The organism is Novosphingobium resinovorum (genome assembly GCF_001742225.1).
Taxonomy (GTDB): Bacteria; Pseudomonadota; Alphaproteobacteria; order Sphingomonadales; family Sphingomonadaceae; genus Novosphingobium; species Novosphingobium resinovorum_A.
The window spans coordinates 1157838-1173659 of the sequence record NZ_CP017076.1 but is presented as its reverse complement, the minus strand read 5'-3'; the positions used below and the strand labels follow the sequence as shown (position 1 = coordinate 1173659).

Annotated in this window: 14 protein-coding genes; 8 read left to right on the top strand and 6 right to left on the bottom strand. The window is 66.1% G+C overall.

Going from position 1 to position 15822, the window contains the following annotated elements; all coding sequences use genetic code 11:
• Positions 1-67 precede the first annotated feature (67 nt).
• The 7 genes from BES08_RS22620 (at position 68) to BES08_RS22590 (ending at position 8217) form a co-directional block, all read left to right on the top strand.
• A complete protein-coding gene (locus tag BES08_RS22620; protein WP_036530317.1) occupies positions 68-370 on the top strand; it encodes a putative quinol monooxygenase in 303 nt (100 codons plus the stop codon).
• Between the two features lie 4 nt (positions 371-374).
• Positions 375-671, top strand: a complete 297-nt coding sequence (locus BES08_RS22615) for a putative quinol monooxygenase (RefSeq protein ID WP_008830374.1) — start codon at positions 375-377, stop codon at positions 669-671.
• A 53-nt stretch (positions 672-724) separates the two neighbouring features.
• Positions 725-2143, top strand: coding sequence for an L-serine ammonia-lyase (locus tag BES08_RS22610; protein ID WP_051587213.1), 1419 nt, complete (start codon positions 725-727; stop codon positions 2141-2143).
• A 90-nt stretch (positions 2144-2233) separates the two neighbouring features.
• Positions 2234-2989, top strand: a complete 756-nt coding sequence (locus BES08_RS22605; RefSeq protein WP_051587212.1) for a sensor histidine kinase — start codon at positions 2234-2236, stop codon at positions 2987-2989.
• Positions 2986-5916, top strand: a complete 2931-nt coding sequence (locus tag BES08_RS22600) for a PAS domain-containing protein (RefSeq protein WP_008830371.1) — start codon at positions 2986-2988, stop codon at positions 5914-5916. The genes BES08_RS22605 and BES08_RS22600 overlap by 4 nt, the downstream gene beginning before the upstream one ends.
• Positions 5917-5994: 78 nt before the next feature.
• Positions 5995-7116: an IS5 family transposase gene (locus tag BES08_RS22595; protein WP_036531299.1), complete on the top strand. Its 1122-nt coding sequence runs from the start codon at positions 5995-5997 to the stop codon at positions 7114-7116.
• 255 nt (positions 7117-7371) lie between these two features.
• Positions 7372-8217, top strand: coding sequence for a FadR/GntR family transcriptional regulator (locus tag BES08_RS22590; RefSeq protein WP_231958334.1), 846 nt, complete (start codon positions 7372-7374; stop codon positions 8215-8217).
• Positions 8218-8259: 42 nt separating this feature from the next.
• On the opposite strand, the gene BES08_RS22585 is transcribed toward BES08_RS22590, so the two are convergent.
• The 6 genes from BES08_RS22585 to BES08_RS22560 form a co-directional block, all read right to left on the bottom strand.
• Positions 8260-9111 (bottom strand): TauD/TfdA dioxygenase family protein, encoded by an 852-nt coding sequence (locus tag BES08_RS22585; protein ID WP_008830369.1) that lies wholly within the window; start codon positions 9109-9111, stop codon positions 8260-8262.
• Complete coding sequence (locus BES08_RS22580; RefSeq protein WP_008830368.1) at positions 9096-10463, bottom strand: amidohydrolase family protein; 1368 nt, start codon at positions 10461-10463, stop codon at positions 9096-9098. The genes BES08_RS22585 and BES08_RS22580 overlap by 16 nt, the downstream gene beginning before the upstream one ends.
• Before the next feature lie 108 nt (positions 10464-10571).
• A complete protein-coding gene (locus tag BES08_RS22575) occupies positions 10572-11024 on the bottom strand; it encodes a tRNA (cytidine(34)-2'-O)-methyltransferase (protein WP_008830367.1) in 453 nt (150 codons plus the stop codon).
• A 51-nt stretch (positions 11025-11075) separates the two neighbouring features.
• Positions 11076-12494 carry an efflux transporter outer membrane subunit gene (locus tag BES08_RS22570; RefSeq protein ID WP_008830366.1) on the bottom strand — a complete coding sequence of 473 codons (1419 nt, stop codon included), beginning with the start codon at positions 12492-12494 and terminating at the stop codon, positions 11076-11078.
• Positions 12495-12502: 8 nt separating this feature from the next.
• Positions 12503-14038 (bottom strand): MDR family MFS transporter, encoded by a 1536-nt coding sequence (locus tag BES08_RS22565; protein ID WP_008830365.1) that lies wholly within the window; start codon positions 14036-14038, stop codon positions 12503-12505.
• On the bottom strand, positions 14035-15198 hold the full coding sequence (locus BES08_RS22560; protein ID WP_036529041.1) for an HlyD family secretion protein: 1164 nt from the start codon (positions 15196-15198) through the stop codon (positions 14035-14037). Before BES08_RS22560 ends, BES08_RS22565 begins: the two co-directional genes overlap by 4 nt.
• A gap of 113 nt (positions 15199-15311) precedes the next feature.
• Between BES08_RS22560 and BES08_RS22555 the strand changes: the two genes are divergently transcribed.
• The gene (locus BES08_RS22555) at positions 15312-15779 is read left to right on the top strand and encodes a MarR family winged helix-turn-helix transcriptional regulator (RefSeq protein ID WP_008830363.1); all 468 of its coding nucleotides are present in this window, start codon (positions 15312-15314) and stop codon (positions 15777-15779) included.
• Positions 15780-15822 lie beyond the last annotated feature (43 nt).

Genomic DNA, 15822 nt, shown 5'->3' with positions numbered 1-15822 from the left:
GCGGCATCGGAGAGAACCTGCGGATGTGCGAGCGAATCGCCCCCGTACTGAAAGGAGAGATTGCCTCATGGCCTTCAGTTTCCTGTCCCGCTTCCGCGTCCGCGACGACCGGCAGGACGATTTCATCGCCCTCGCCCTCCAGATGGAGGATTTGTCGAAGCAGGAACCGGGCACGCTTGCCTACAAGTTCTTCCGCCTTGCCGAACCTGGCATGTTTGCCGTCCACGAGAGCTTCGTGGACGAAGCCGCGGACGAGGCGCACATGGCCTACGATCATAACAAGCCGCTGATCGAAAAGATCGTCGGCTGCATGGAAGGCACGTACGAACGCGAGTTGCTGTTCGACCTCGCGCCTCACGGAAGGGCCTGACCCGATGCCCGCCAAGAGCTTCATCGCCCAGCTGCGCACCCGTCCGGAAAAGCGCGGCGACATGATTGCCCTGCAGTCGGAACTGAAGGGCCTCGTCTTCCAGAACGAGCCCGACGCACTCGTCTACGAGCTGTTCCAGTCGGAAGCCGATCCCGACCTTTTCCAGGTCGTCGCCACCTTCCGCGACGAGGCCGCCTACGAAAAGCACATGCATATAGACTTCCATGACCGGCTGGTCCCGCCGATCCTCGAATGCGTGGCCGAGGACATGAAGCTGGAGTTCTACCGCTCGCTGCCGTGATCGAGGCTGCGAGGGCACTTTCGCCCCTCGCAAGCGGCGCTTATACGGCGGGGATGCAAACCGATGCCGCCCCTCTCTCCACCGACGCCGCGCTTTCGGCTGTCGCGATCAGCGCTCTCGACATCTTCTCTATCGGCATTGGCCCGTCCAGTTCGCACACGGTCGGGCCGATGCGCGCGGCGCTGGCGTTCATGGAGAGCCTGCCGCAGGCGCCCTCGCGCGTCGCCTGCGACCTCTACGGCTCGCTGGCGCTGACCGGGCGGGGCCATGCGACCGACGCGGCGGTGCTGCTCGGCCTCTCGGGGCTGCGCCCGGAGTCGGTCGATCCCGATGCCGTGCCCGCGACCATCGCCGACATTCGCGAACACGGCCGCCTCGTCAGCCGGACCTTCGACACGGAGATCGGTTTCGACGAGAGCACCGACCTCGTCTTCCATTTCGGCGAGTTCCTGCCCGCTCACGCCAACGGCATGCGCTTCACCGCCTGGTTCGCGGAAGGGACCGAACCGGTCGAGCAGCATTGGTACTCCGTCGGCGGCGGCGCGGTGGTGCGCGGCGATGCGACGTCCCTTGCACCCCTGACGCCCGAGAGCGGGCACAACCTGCGCCAGCCTTTCCCGTTCTCCTCGGGCGCGGAACTGCTGGCGCTGGGCGAGGAAACCGGCCTCTGCTTCGCCACGCTGGTCCTGCGCAACGAAGGCGTCTGGCGGCCCGAAGCCGAGACGCTTGCGGGGCTCGACCGCATCATCGACGCCATGGACGCCTGCGTCCAGCGCGGACTGAAGCAGGAAGGCCTGCTGCCCGGCGGCCTCAAGGTGCGTCGCCGCGCCCGGACCATTCACACCCGCCTGCGCGCCCAGAAGGACAGCTTCGGCCCGGCGCAAACATTCGAATGGGTCAGCCTCTTCGCGCTGGCCGTGAACGAGGAGAACGCAGCGGGCGGCCGCGTCGTCACCGCCCCTACCAACGGCGCCGCCGGGGTCATCCCCGCAACCCTGCTCTACTACCGCAAGTTCGTACCAGGGGCCGACCGCGAGGGAGAGCGCACCCTGCTGCTGACGGCCGCGGCGATCGGCTTCCTCTACAAGAAGCGCGCCTCGATCTCGGCGGCCGAGATGGGCTGCCAGGGCGAAGTCGGCGTCGCCTGCTCGATGGCGGCGGCGGGTCTGGTCGCGGCGCTGGGCGGCACCAACCAGCAGATCGAGAACGCCGCCGAGATCGGCATGGAGCACAACCTGGGCCTCACCTGCGACCCCATCGGCGGCCTCGTCCAGATCCCCTGCATCGAACGCAACACCATGGGCGTGGTCAAGGCGATCAACGCCGCCTATCTCGCCCTGCAGGGCGATGGGCGCCACATCGTCAGCCTCGACGCGGTGATCGAGACGATGCGCCAGACCGGCGTGGACATGGCGAGCAAGTACAAGGAAACCAGCCTCGGCGGTCTCGCCGCCAACGTCGTGGAATGCTGACCGCGCGCCGGAACGCCGGGCGATCCAGAGCGTTTGCCTCGCATCGGGGCCTCGCTTAAGCACCGATTCTAGAGATGGTTCGGGACAGGCATGGCAGCTGGAAACGAAAACGGCCTGACGGCTACCCCCGTGACGATTCCCGCGGCGCTGGAGGCGCTTTCGGTGGAGGAACTGAGGCGCCGCCTCCACGAAGCGGAAGAAGCCCTGCGTGCCATCCGCGAGGGGGATGCCGACGCCATGCGCAGTGCGGACGATAGGCGCCAGACCCTGCTGATGCATGAACTGGATCACCGCGTAAAGAACACGCTGTCGATGGTTCTGTCCATCTGTAGTCGGACTTTGTCGAATTCTGACGGGCTCGACGACTTCCGCGTGCGCTTCACGCGCCGCATCCAGGCGCTGGCAGCCACCCACAACCTGCTCGCCGATGTCTCCTGGACCGGGGTTGACCTCTCCGCGATGATCCGCTCCGAACTCGCGCCCTACCTTTCTTCTCCCGGACCACGCATGGAACTCGCCGCACTGGATCGTCTGGTCGCACCCGACGTCGCGATCGCCTTCGGCCTCGTCGTGCACGAACTTACGACCAACGCAGTCAAGTACGGCGCATTATCGGCCGAAACCGGCTGCGTGACCGTCGGGGGACGCGCGCTCGACGGCGATCTCTACGAAATCATGTGGACGGAAAGCGGAGGCCCGCGCGTGGAATCACCCAGGCGCCACGGTTTCGGCCAGACCCTGATCACCCGCAGCCTCGCCCGCGGAGAAGGCACCGGAGCGACGGTGAACTTCACGGCCGACGGGGTCGTCTGCCGAATGGTCCTACCTGTCGAGGCCCACGCATGACCGACGCTTTCGGCCGGCCCAGCCATGAGGAACTGCGTAAATGGCAGGCATTCCAGCTGCGTCTGCTCGACCGCATGCGCCGCAGCGAAGACGCCGAGGACATCCTCGCCACGGCAGCGCAACTGCTGGGCGAGCACCTCTCGGCTGGCCGCTGCGGCTTCGCCACGATAAGCGACGACGGTGTGAGGGCGCATCTGGACGCGGACTGGTCGAGCACCCTGCCAAGCCTCGCCGGAGAGACGCGCGTGCTCGACAGCTTCGGCCCCGCGATCATCGCAGAACTGCGCCTTGGCCACACGCTGGTAGTCGCCGACAGCGATACCGACCCGCGCACCGCCGCCTTCGCTGAAGGCTGGCGAAGCATCGGCTCGCATGCGCTGGTGGTCTGTCCGATCTTCCGCGAAGGCAGGTTCGACAGCGTTCTCTATGTCCACCACGCAACCCCGCGCATCTGGACGGAAAGCGAGACCCGGCAAGTGGAAGACGTCGCCCTGCGCACCCGCGATGCCGTCGATCGCGCCCGCAGCGAAGTCGCCTTGCGCGCCAGTGAGCAGCGCTATCGCTCCCTTTTCAATTCCATCGATTCCGGTTTCTGCGTCGTCGAAGTCGTATTCGACGATGATGGCAAGGCCAGCGACTATCGCTTCATAGAGGTCAACGATTCCTTCGAGGCCTACACCGGCATCGCCAATGCCCAGGGCCGATGGATGCGCGAGATCGCACCCGCCCATGAGCAGCACTGGTTCGATCTCTACGGCCGTGTCGCCAGGACTGGCCGCCCCGAACGGATCGAACTTCCCGCCCGCCAGTTGGACGACCGCTGGTACGCCGTACAGGCCTATCGCGTCGATGACCCCGCCCGGCACCACGTCGCCGTCCTGTTCACCGACCTGACCGCACGCCGCCGCACCGAGCGCGCGCTGGAGCGCAGCCGCGAGGAACTGGAACTGGCCGTGCGCGCCGCCGAACTGGGCCGCTTCGACTATCGCCCGCGCGAAGGCACGCTGACCTGGGACGACCGCTGCCGCGCCTTGTTCGGCCTCTCCCCGGGTGTAAGCGTCAGCTACGAGACGGCCTTCCTTGCAGGGCTTCACCCTGAAGATCGCGACCGCGCCGACCGCGCCGTGGCGGCATCGCTAGACCCTGATGGATCGCATCATTTCGAGGTCGAGTACCGAACCATCGGGATCGAGGACGGCGAACTGCGCCACATCAGCGCCCATGGCCTCGCCTTCTTCGAAGGTCGCGCGCCGGTACGCCTGATCGGCACCGTGCAGGACGTCACCAGCGACCGGGAAGCCAATGCGGCCCTGCGCGAAGTGGGCGAGCGGCTGCGCCTTGCCGGGCGGGCCACCAACGACGCGGTGTGGGACTGGGACTTGCGCGCCGACCACGTCACCTGGAACGAGGCCCTGGCCCATGCCTACGGTCACGTGCCCGAGGCAGTGGCTCCGACCGGTGAATGGTGGCTGTCGCAAATCCACCCTGACGACGCTCGCCGCATCCATGAAAGCATCTTCCGCGTCATTGACGGACAGGGCACCGACTGGACGGACGAATACCGCTTCCGCCGCGCCGACGGCAGCTACGCCGACGTTCTCGACCGCGGCTACGTCATCCGCGACGAGGCCGGACGGCCGCAGCGCATGGTCGGCGCCATGCAGGACGTGTCCGCTCGCAAGGCGGTGGAGCGCCAACTCGAGGAAGAACGCCGCCGCCTTCACGAGGAAGTCCTCGAAACCGCCGCCGAGCGCGACCGCGCCGAGGATGCGCTGCGCCAGTCGCAGAAGATGGAGGCAGTCGGCCAACTCACCGGCGGCCTCGCGCACGATTTCAACAACCTGCTGGCCGGCATCTCGGGCGCGCTGGAGATGATACACACACGCATTGGGCAAGGCCGCACTGGCGAACTGGAGAAATACTCGACCGCCGCGCAAGGCGCGGTGCGCCGGGCGGCAGCGCTGACGCATCGGCTGCTTGCCTTTTCCCGCCGCCAGACGCTGGCACCGACTCCTACCGATGTCGCAGCCCTCGTGGTCGGCATCGAGGATCTGGTGCGTCGCACGGTCGGGCCGCAGGTCGAAGTGCGAACCTCGTCTTCCTCCGGGCTGTGGTCCACCCTGGTCGATCCCAACCAGCTTGAGAACGCGCTGCTCAACTTGTGCATCAATGCGCGCGATGCCATGCCCGGCGGCGGCATTATTCGGATTTCTAGCGCCAATGTCACCCTGTCAGACCGACAGGCGCGTGAGCAGGACCTGGAGCCGGGAGAATACGTCGAAATCAGTGTATCGGACACCGGCACCGGCATGACACCGGCCGTCGTCGAACGCGCCTTCGACCCGTTCTTCACCACCAAGCCGATCGGAGAGGGCACCGGGCTCGGCCTGTCCATGATCTATGGTTTCGCGCGTCAGTCCGGTGGACAGATCGGTATCGCGACGCAGCCCGGGCAAGGCACCATCATGCGCCTCTACCTGCCGCGACACGAGGGGACGGAGGCGCCCGCCGCCGTTGCAGCGCCCGTTCCCGAGCAGGAACCGGTCGCCGAACGATCGCAGCGAACCGGCCGGATCCTCGTCGTGGACGACGAACCGACGGTGCGGATGCTCGTGGTCGAGGTCGTGGAGGAGCTGGGCTATCGGGTCATGAAGGCGCACGACGGACCCAGCGCCATGCGGATCATCGAAAGCGGACAGCCGATCGACCTGCTGATAACCGACGTCGGCTTGCCCGGAGGCATGAACGGGCGGCAGATAGCCGATGCCGCACTGGCCCGCCTGCCCGCGCTCAAGGTGCTGTTCATCACCGGCTATGCAGAGCAGACCGTGATGAGCAACAACCAGCTGGCGCCGAACATGGCGATCATGACCAAGCCGTTCGCAATGGAGGCGCTGGCGAACCGAATCCGTGAAATAGCCGATTAGCAGGTTGCGGAAAAAGGCTCTTTCCTTGAACCGCTTGAGGTGATTCAGACGCCTTCAACTGAGGTTGAAGGATTTGAGATGCGGGGCGGCGATTACCGGAGCGAAGGGTTGTTTTCCTACGTGAGCTGCGAAGCTCGGGTTCCGGCTAACCATCCACTTCGGGCGATCCGCGCGATCGTCGACGAAGCTCTCGAGGTGATGTCGGCTGATTTCGATGCGATGTATTCGCGCATTGGCCGGCCATCGATCCCGCCCGAGAAGCTGCTGCGCGCATTGCTCCTGCAGGCTTTCTATACGATCCGCTCGGAGCGCCAGCTCATGGAGCAGATGGATTACAACCTGCTCTTCCGCTGGTTTGTCGGCCTGGCGATGGATGCGCCGATCTGGGATGTCACGGTCTTCACCAAGAACCGCGAGAGGCTACTATCCAGGGACGTTGCCGCCAGGTTCCTGTCCGCCATCATCAACCAGGCCCGCGTGCAGGCTCTTCTGTCCGACGATCATTTCTCGGTGGACGGCACGTTGGTCGAAGCGTGGGCCAGCGTGAAGAGCTTCAGGCCCAAGGATGAAGGCGGCCCCGGGGATGACGATGGCGGTGGTTCAGTCTCCGGCCATGGCGAGCAGAAAACAGCGCCGAGCAATGCCGGACGCGATTTCCGGGGCGAGAAGCGCAGCAATGCGACCCATGCATCAACCACTGATCCCGATGCCCGCTTATTCAAGAAAGCGCGGGGCCAGGCAGCCAAGCTGTGCCATATGGCCCATGTCCTCATGGAGAACCGCAATGGCCTCGTAGTCGATGCGATCCTCACCCACGCGACCGGCACCGCCGAACGCGAGGCCGCACTGACCATGCTGGGCCGGATGGAAGGGCGCCATCGGATCACGCTGGGCGCGGACAAGAACTACGACACCGCCGCCTTCGTCGAGGCATTGCGCGAGATGGACGTCACCCCGCACGTGGCCCAGAATAACACCAATCGCCGTTCTGCCATTGACGGGCGTACGACACGCCATCCCGGCTACGGCCTCTCCCAGAAAATCCGCAAGCGGATCGAGGAAGTGTTCGGATGGGCAAAAACCTGCGGCACCATGCGAAAAACCCGACACCGTGGGCAAGATCGCGTCGGATGGTCCTTCACGCTCACCGCTGCCGCCTACAACCTCGTCAGGCTGCCGAAACTGCTGGGCGCAACCTAGGCCTGCGCCTCATAGCGCCCGAGGCCGGTCAAAAACGACCGGATTCTGGAAGGTTACCTCCCAGAATGACTGACGCCTTGGGCTAGAAAACGGCGAAAGCGAGGCCAATGGCCGGCTCTGCCAACCCTTTTTCCGCAGCCTGTTAGAGAGGGATGGCTTCAAGGGGAACCATCCTTCGCTCGTACTGAAGATGCCCGGTGCGGTGATCGCCCTCAGGCCACGCTTCCGGGCCGGCCTTCAAATCATAATTATCATATGAAACGTTCTTGTCCGGCCTGCCACGCGCACTACGATGGCATTGCGCGACGGCGCAACGAAAAGGACAAGGACGGTTTCGTGGCAGGGTCTTCCCATCTCACAGTCGATGAACCGGCGACCCAGCTGGGCCGGAACCTGACATACGGACTGCTCGACAATATCGGCCGCGCCATCGTCACCGGCCGGTTCGAGAACCAGGTCTTCCCGACCGAGGCGGAACTCGCCAAGCAGCACGGTGTCAGCCGGTCGGTGACGCGCGAAGCGGTGAAGATGCTGACCGCCAAGGGGCTCCTCAGCGCTCGCCCGCGTCAGGGCACGACGGTTCAGCCGACATCGTCGTGGAATCTGTTCGATACCGATGTGCTGCGCTGGATGCTGGAACGCCGGCTTTCGCTAGACCTGCTGCGCCAGTTCAACGAACTGCGCGTGGCAGTGGAGCCCGAGGCCGCAGCCCTCGCCGCCCGCGTCGCGGGTGAGGACGATATCACGCGCATCGACGACGGCCTGCGCCGCATGCAAGCGGCCGAGCGGGGCCTGGATGACCCATTGGAGGCCGACATAGCCTTCCACGTCGCAGTGCTGCGGGCCTCGAAGAACCCGTTCTACATCCAGTTACGCGACGTGGTCGGCACCGCGCTGCGCACCTCGATCCGCTTCACCAATCGGATCAAGGGACGCACGGCGGACGTTGCCGAACACGCCAAGGTACGCGATGCCATCGCCTCTCGGGATGCGAGCGCCGCACGGGTCGCGATGCGCACGATCATCGGCGACGTGCTGGTACTGGTCGAGGACCGCCTGCCCTCCATCGACCGAGCAGCCGAGCCCCCACGCACCGCCTGAGATTAATGGCCGTAGGGTGGAACTACAGTTCCAGTTCACATGTCAAACAGGAACATCGCCAAGTATCTGCACGCGAAAACCGGACCGGACTTGGGGGAAATAGTCCCAGGTCGCCGAGTGTTGCGTGCAGCGGTTGTCCCAGAACGCGATCGAATGCTGCGCCCAGGAGAAGCGGCACTGGAACAGCGGATGCTTCACGTGATCGAACAGGTAGCCGAGCAGCGCGTCGCTTTCGGCGCGCGGCAGACCTTCGATATACGTGGTGTATCCCTTGTTGACATAGATGGCCCTGCGGCCCGTAGCCGGATGCGTGCGGATCACAGGATGCGTGCTGCGCGGCAGCTTCATGCCCTCCGGCGTGATGCCGCCGAAGCCGACCACCGCGTCATGAACCGCCGTCAACCCGTCAAGATGCGCCTTCATCCGGTCCGAAAGCGCATCGTAGGCGGCATACATGTTGGAAAACGCGGTATCCCCGCCCACCGGCGGCACCGTGTGGAGGTAGAGCACCGAACCCAGCGGAGGCTCGGCATCGCAGCTCATGTCCGAATGCCAGTCTTCGCCCGCGACGAAAGTGGAATCCCCGTCGGCGTGCATGACCGTGATTTCGGGGTGTCCCGGCTGCTGCCAGGGCTTGGTGCTGGGCGCGATGTGGATGCCGCCGAAGTAATTGGCGAAGCGCTTGTGCGCCGTATGGTCGATGGGCTGATCGCGAAAGAAGATCACCAGCCGATCCTCCAGCGCGCGGTGCAGTTCCTCCACCTCCAGATTGGAGAGCGGCTGCGTGAGGTCCACACCCGAGACCACCCCGCCCATGCCGGGGGTGAGCGGGGTCACCGTAATCGCCGAGTATTCCACCTTGTGCGTCCCTTCCTTCGTCAGATGATCGGCCATTCGCTGACCAGCGGCAATCCCGAACGCCCGAGCACCGCTTCCGCCATCGCCTGGCCCTCGGTCCAGAGCGCGTCCTCGTCGATGAGAGTGCAGCGATGATCGGCCACCACACGCACGCCATCGACCCAGACCGAATCGACGCCCCGCCCATCGGCGGAGGCGACCAGCTGCTCGACCGGATTGTTGAGCGGCACCCATTCCGGGCGCCGGATGTCATGCGCGACGATGTCCGCCTTCATGCCGACCGCCAGAGCGCCGATGCTGTCCGACAACCCGAGCACTTTCGCGCCGTTCAGCGTCGCCATCTCCAGCGCTGCGTGCGCGGGGAACAGCGAACGGTCCTCGCGCGCGTCGCGGAATAACGAGGCCATCAGCGCCATGACGCGCATCATGTCGTGGTTGTCCGCGCCGTCGGTTCCAAGCGCGATATTGACGCCCGCCGCCGCCATTTCCGGAAACAGCCCGCGCCGCGTCACGCCGTAACCGCCGCGCAGGGCCGCATCGGGGCAGTGTGTGACATTGGCTCCGCTCGCCGCGACCAGTTCGGCTTCGCGCGCATCGATGTGGACCATGTGGACGAGGTTGAGATGCGGCCCCAGCACGCCAAGGTCGGACAGATGCTCGACCGCGCGCTTTCCGGTCTGGGCAAGATACCATGCGGAATCGCCGGCGACAGGGCTCATGTGCGCGGAGACCCCGGTGCCGGTTCGCCGGGCGAGATCGGTCACGCACCGCCACAAGGCGTCGGTCGCGGTCATGTGGCCAATGAGGTTGGGCCAGGCGGCAATGCGGCGGCCATCCTGCGGGTATGCCTCCAGATCGCGCTCCAGCGCCGCGAAAGCGTTCCGGGTGAGCGCCTCTGCATTGGCGGCCGGGTCCCAGGCGCGATCCTCGGTCCAGCGGCCGACCCGCCCCCGAATGCCGGTTTCTGCGATTGCTGCCATGACCTCGTCGAAGGCGATGACCGTGCCCGCCTCCAGGAAGGTCGTCGTGCCGGTACGCAGCATCGCCGCGATGGCCAGTTTCGCCGCAACCGCCTGTTCGGCGGGCGCGTGGTCCTTGTAAAGGGGGATCACCCAGCGGCCGAGCGTCTCGTCGAACGGCAGGTCGCCGGGAATGAAGCCCCGGATGAGGGTCTCGGTGAGGTGGACATGGGCATTGACGAAGCCCGGCGTCAGCAGGAACCGGGAGCCATCCACCACCTCGCGCGCCTCGATCGCCGCCAGATCGGCGGCCTTCCCCACGGCGACGATGCAGTCACCTGAAAAGGCGATGCCACCGTTACGGATGACGCGGCGCTCGGCGTCCATCGTGATGACGGTCGCGCCGGTGATGATGGTGTCTGCCTGCATGCGTCCCCGCCGTGGTGATGGCTGCGACTATAGCTCTGGTGCCGGGCGGCACTTGAGCGAGCGCGGCAGTTTTGTTGATCGCCCCCGTAATCGTTAGATCCGCAATCTTCAGCCAGGCAATGTCGAAGTCTGCCGCAACCCTTCGCCAAGGGCCAGCGCCGCCGAAGTCGCGAGATTCATCGAGCGAACCTGCGGACGCATGGGAATACGCACGCGGGCATGGCATGCATCGGCGACCGATGGGGGAACGCCTGCGCTTTCCTTTCCAAACAACAGCACGTCGTCAGGCAGGAAGCTGAACTCGTAGGCGGATTCGCTGCTCTTGGTCGTGAACAGCACCAGCCTGCTTTCGCCGACCGTGCCTCTGAACGCCTCGAAATCGGCATGGCGCGTCACGCTGACGTGATCGATGTAGTCCATCGCCGTGCGGCGCACGCGGCGGTCGTCCCACTCGAAGCCCATCGGCTCGATGAGGTCCACACCGACACCGAAACAGGCGCACAGGCGAAGGACGGCGCCGACGTTGCCGGCGATTTCCGGTTCGAATAGAGCAATGCGCATCGGCCGCTAATAGGCACCGCTGCATGTTTCGCGCAAGCCTGCGCTCAGCGCTCAGCGCCAGGCGAAGCCCAGCGCTTTCTGGATGGCGACGTAATCCCCTGTCAGGGCGGCACGCGCTGAGACGAGGTCCTGCTCGGCGCGGTTGAGGTCGTTGCGAGCGCTGAGCGCGGCGATTCTCGTTGCTGTCCCAGCCTGATAGCGGCTCTGCGCCAGCCGTTCGGTCAGAGCCGCCTTGTCCCGCACGCGCGCCAGCGAGGCGACGGTCACGCGGGCTTCGCGGAACCGTGCAAGGGCGTCTTCCGCGTCCTGCAGGGCCGACAGGACGGTGCCGTCGTAGCGGGCCTCCGCCTCGTCACGGGTCGCCCTGGCCTGCCCGACTTTCGCCTTGGTGCGGCCGAAATCGAGGAAACTCCAGCTCAGCTGCGGCGCGCCGACCGCCACGAAATCGTCGAGATTGCCGAGATCGCTGATCTTGGTGCCGCCGATGCCGATGAGGCCCATGAACGACAGGCGCGGGAAGCGGGCGGCCTCCGCCTGGCCGATTTTCGCGGTATCGGCGGCCAGCGTACGCTCGGCAGCGCGAATGTCGGGACGGTGCGCAAGCAGCACCGAAGGGTCACCCACCGGCACCAAGGCGGGGGGTAAGGGTATCTCACCGGCCGCCGACAGGTCCGCATCGACCGCGCCAGGCTGCTGACCGGTCAGCACCGCCAGGGCATTGAGATAGGCGTCCCGCTCGGCCGCCAGAGGGGAAATCCGTGCCCGCGTCGCATCCAGCTGGCTCTCGGCCTGCGCGACGTCCGCCGCTGTCGCCGTGCCGCGGTCGAAGCGCTGGCGGGTGAGCGCCAGCATGTCCGTCTGCATCGCCACCGACTGCTCGCCCAGCGCGATGCGCTGCTGGCGGTCACGCAAGTTCAGGTAGTTCTGCGCGACGTTGGCGGAGATGCTGACCTGCACGTCGGCAAGGCTCGCCTCGGTGCCTTCCATCTGTGCGCGCGCGGCTTCGACGGTGCGGCGCTGGCCGCCGAACAGGTCGATCTCCCAGCTCGCGTCGAAGCCGAGGTTGTAGAGGTTGAGGTCGCTGCTGGAACTGCCGCTGCTGTCGCTGGACCCCAGGCTCGCCCCGGGAATGTGCGCGTGGGCATAGAGGGCGGAGGCGCTCGCCTTGGGTGCGCTGTTCGCGCGCTGCTCGCCCAGCGCGGCCCGGGCCTGCCGCAACCGGGCTTCGGCAGCGCGAATGTCGGTGTTACTGGCAAGAGCGCGGGTGATCAGGGCGTCGAGCTGTGGATCGCCGAGGGTCTTCCACCAGTCGGCGACCGGCGGCGCGCTGGTCGTGCCCGCATCGGCGCGCACGAAGGCCGCGCCAGCGGCATCCGATGCCGTCTTGGGCGGCCCGGCATAGTCGGGGCCGACGGTGCAACCGGCCAGCAAGCCGGTGGCGAGGGAAAGCAGCAGAATCTGGGAACGCATGGTCTTCCTCAATGTCCGGACGCCAGCGGCGCGTTCTTGGGCAGCGGGCGCAGGAAAAGCACGAGCGGGATCACGAACACGATCCCCACCGACATGATCCAGAACATGTCGCTGTACGTCATCGTCAGCGCCTGGGTCTGGATCGTCGCCGCGATCGAGCGCAAGGCGCCGCTCCCCTGCCCGGCGACGTAGTCCTGCACCGCCAGCGAGTTGGCGTTGAGGCTCTCCTCGAGCCTGCGGCTATGCAGCCACAGCCGCTGGTCCTGGATGATGGCGATCCCGGCCAGAGCGAACGAGCCGCCCAGGTTGCGCGCGGAATTGTAGAGCCCCGAGGCGTCGCCCGCCTGCTCCGGCGGCACCGATCGGATCGCCGCCTGATTCAGGAACATCATGCAGAACACGGTGCCCATGCCGCGCAGCAGCTGGGAATCGGTGAAATCCGAACTATCGGACGTGGCAGTCAGCCCGGTCTCCAGCCAGGCGCTGAGCGCCAGGATGCACAGCCCGAGGCAGACGGAAATGCGGATGTCCACGTTGCGCAGCAGCCAGGGCGTGATCGGCATCATCAGCATCACCGGAATGCCCGAGAGCATCACCACCTGCCCCGCCTGCAGCGAATTGTACCCGGCGATGGTCGCAAGGAACTGCGGGATCGCATAGGACGTGCCGTAAATCACCATGCCGACCACGGTGACCATGGCGACGACGCTGCCGAACTGCCGGTTGAGCAGGAGGCTCAGCCGGATGACGGGCTTGCGCGCCGCCACCTGCCCAAGCCCCAGCAAGGCGAAGCCCAGCAGCGAGATCAGCGTCAGGGTGATGATCAGCGAGGATTCGAACCACTGTTCGCGCTCGCCCTCTTCCAGCACGACCGTCAGCGCGCCCAGCCCCAGCGCAAGGCCGAGGATGCCGAGCCAGTCCGCCTCGCGGATCAGGTGCAGCTTGGCCGGCTGGTGCGGGATCGCGAGGAGCAGCAGCGTCACCAGCGCGATGCCGACCGGCAGGTTCAGGAAGAAGGCGTAGTGCCAGCTCACGTTCTCGGTCAGCCAGCCGCCAAGCACAGGGCCGACCACCGGCCCCAGCAGCGCGGTCGCACCGAACAGGGCGTTGCCTACCGGTTGCTGCGCGCGAGGCAATCGTGTCGCCACGATCGTCATCGCCGTCGGGATCAGCGCGCCGCCGGTAAAGCCCTGCCCGATGCGGCCGACGATCATCATCGGCAACGTCGTCGAAAGACCGCAGGCAATCGAGAACAGGGTGAACAGGATCGAGGCGACCAGCAGCAGCGTGCGCAGGCCGAGCAGCCGCTCAAGCCAGCCGGAGAGGGGAATGACGATGATCTCCGCCACCAGATAGGCCGTCGCGATCCACGTGCCCTCGGTGCCGCTGGCGCCGATTTCGCCCTGGATCGTCGGCAGCGAACTGTTGACGATCGACACGTCGAGCGTCGCCATGAGCGCACCGAGCGTGCCCGCCGCCACAGCCAGCCAGGCCGCCGCATCGGCGCGCTGTTCAGGTTGAGGCGCGGAAACCGCGTCGTTCACGGCTTGGCGTCCCGGCGTGCCTCTTCCTGAGCGGCGATGCTGCGCTGCGCGCCCTTGGCCGAGATCGTGTCGACGGTGACGACGACCGACAGGCCCGGCACCAGCACGCGCCGCGCTTCGGTGCCCGCGTCGATGGCGATGCGCACCGGCACGCGCTGGACGATCTTGGTGAAGTTGCCCGTGGCATTCTGCGGCGGCAGCAGGGAGAACTGCGCGCCCGTGCCCGGCGAGATGCTCTCGACGTGTCCGGCGATCTTCGTGCCGTCCAGCGCGTCGATCTCGATCGTCGCGGGCTGGCCCGGACGCATCAGGCCGATCTGGGTTTCCTTGAAATTGGCGGTGACGTAGAGCTTGGACAGCGGCACCACCGACATCAGCCGCGTACCCGCCTGCACGAACTGCCCGGCACGCACCGTACGGTCGCCGATCCGGCCCGCAACGCTGCTCTTCAGCACGGTCGACCCTACGTTGACGTGCGCGGCGGCCAGTTGCGCACGCGCCGCCTCGCCCTGCGCGTCGGCCTGGCGGACCTGCGCATTGAGCGAAGCGATCCGGCGCTCGGCCGAAAGCAGCGTGGCGCGCTGTGCATCCGCGACGGCGCGGGCTTTCGCCGCCTGATTGCGCAAGCTGGACAGACGCTCGGCGGTCTCCGCTCCGCTGGCGGCGAGCGGCGCGTAGCGGGCCGCCTCTCCAGCGGCGAAGCGTGCGTCCTGCTCGGCCGAGGCAAGCTGGGCGCGCGCCTGCGCGATGGCCGCTTCCTGCTCGCCGATCGTGGCGCGAACATTGTCGGCATTGGCCTTGGCGACGTCGATCTGGGCCTGATACTGCTGCGCCTGCGCATCGTAGTCGCGCGGGTCGATGCGGACGAGCGGCTGGCCCACCTTCACATCCTGGTTGTCACCGACGAGGACTTGCTCGACATAGCCGGAAATCTTGGGAGAGATGGTGACGGCGTCAGCCTGGATATAGGCGTCGTTGGTGTTCTGCTCGAATTTGCCGTAGATCTGGTACTGGGCCAGCCACAACCCGCCCGCCACCAGCACCAGAACACCCGCCGCCAGCAGACCACGACGCACACCCGGGCGCTTGAGCGGTGGCACCCGTTCCGGTCCCTGATTCGCGGCAGACTGCCCCTGCGATTCGCTCAAATCCGTTGCCATCAATCGAAATCCATACCGTTATTGCTGCATCGCAGCGGCGATCGCGCTCGCACTTGCACCTAAGCGCGATGTATGGCAACACCATTTTATATGGTCCCACACTATTTCTCGTCATGAGCATCGAGCAAGAAATCCTCGAAGAGATGCGCGATCTGCACCAGCGGATGCATCGCCTGTTCAACGATCGCGTGCGCGAGCGGGGCACGTCGCTTGCGCAGCTCAAGCTGCTGATGCTGCTGGATCGCGCCGGGCCGATCCGCTCGACCGACATCGCCGACACCCTCAATCAGGCGCCGCGCACGGTGACCGAGGCTGTGGATGCGCTGGAACGCGATGGCCTGGCGATGCGCACGCCCGATCCGAACGATCGCCGCGCGAAGCGGATCAGCCTTACGCCGGCCGGGGCGGTGGTGGTGCAGGAAGTCGCGCCTTACCGAGATGCGTTCGCCGCCGAGTTCTTCGAGACTCTTCCGGCAGCGGACATGGCAGAGTTCCTGCGCATCCTGAAAACGCTGAACGACCGGATCATCGAGATGGGCGCGCCGGTCGGCCTGATCCCGGGTGCAGCCTCAGGTCAGTAAGGCAACCGTCAGAGCCGCGATCGTGCCGGTGCACATCACCGCA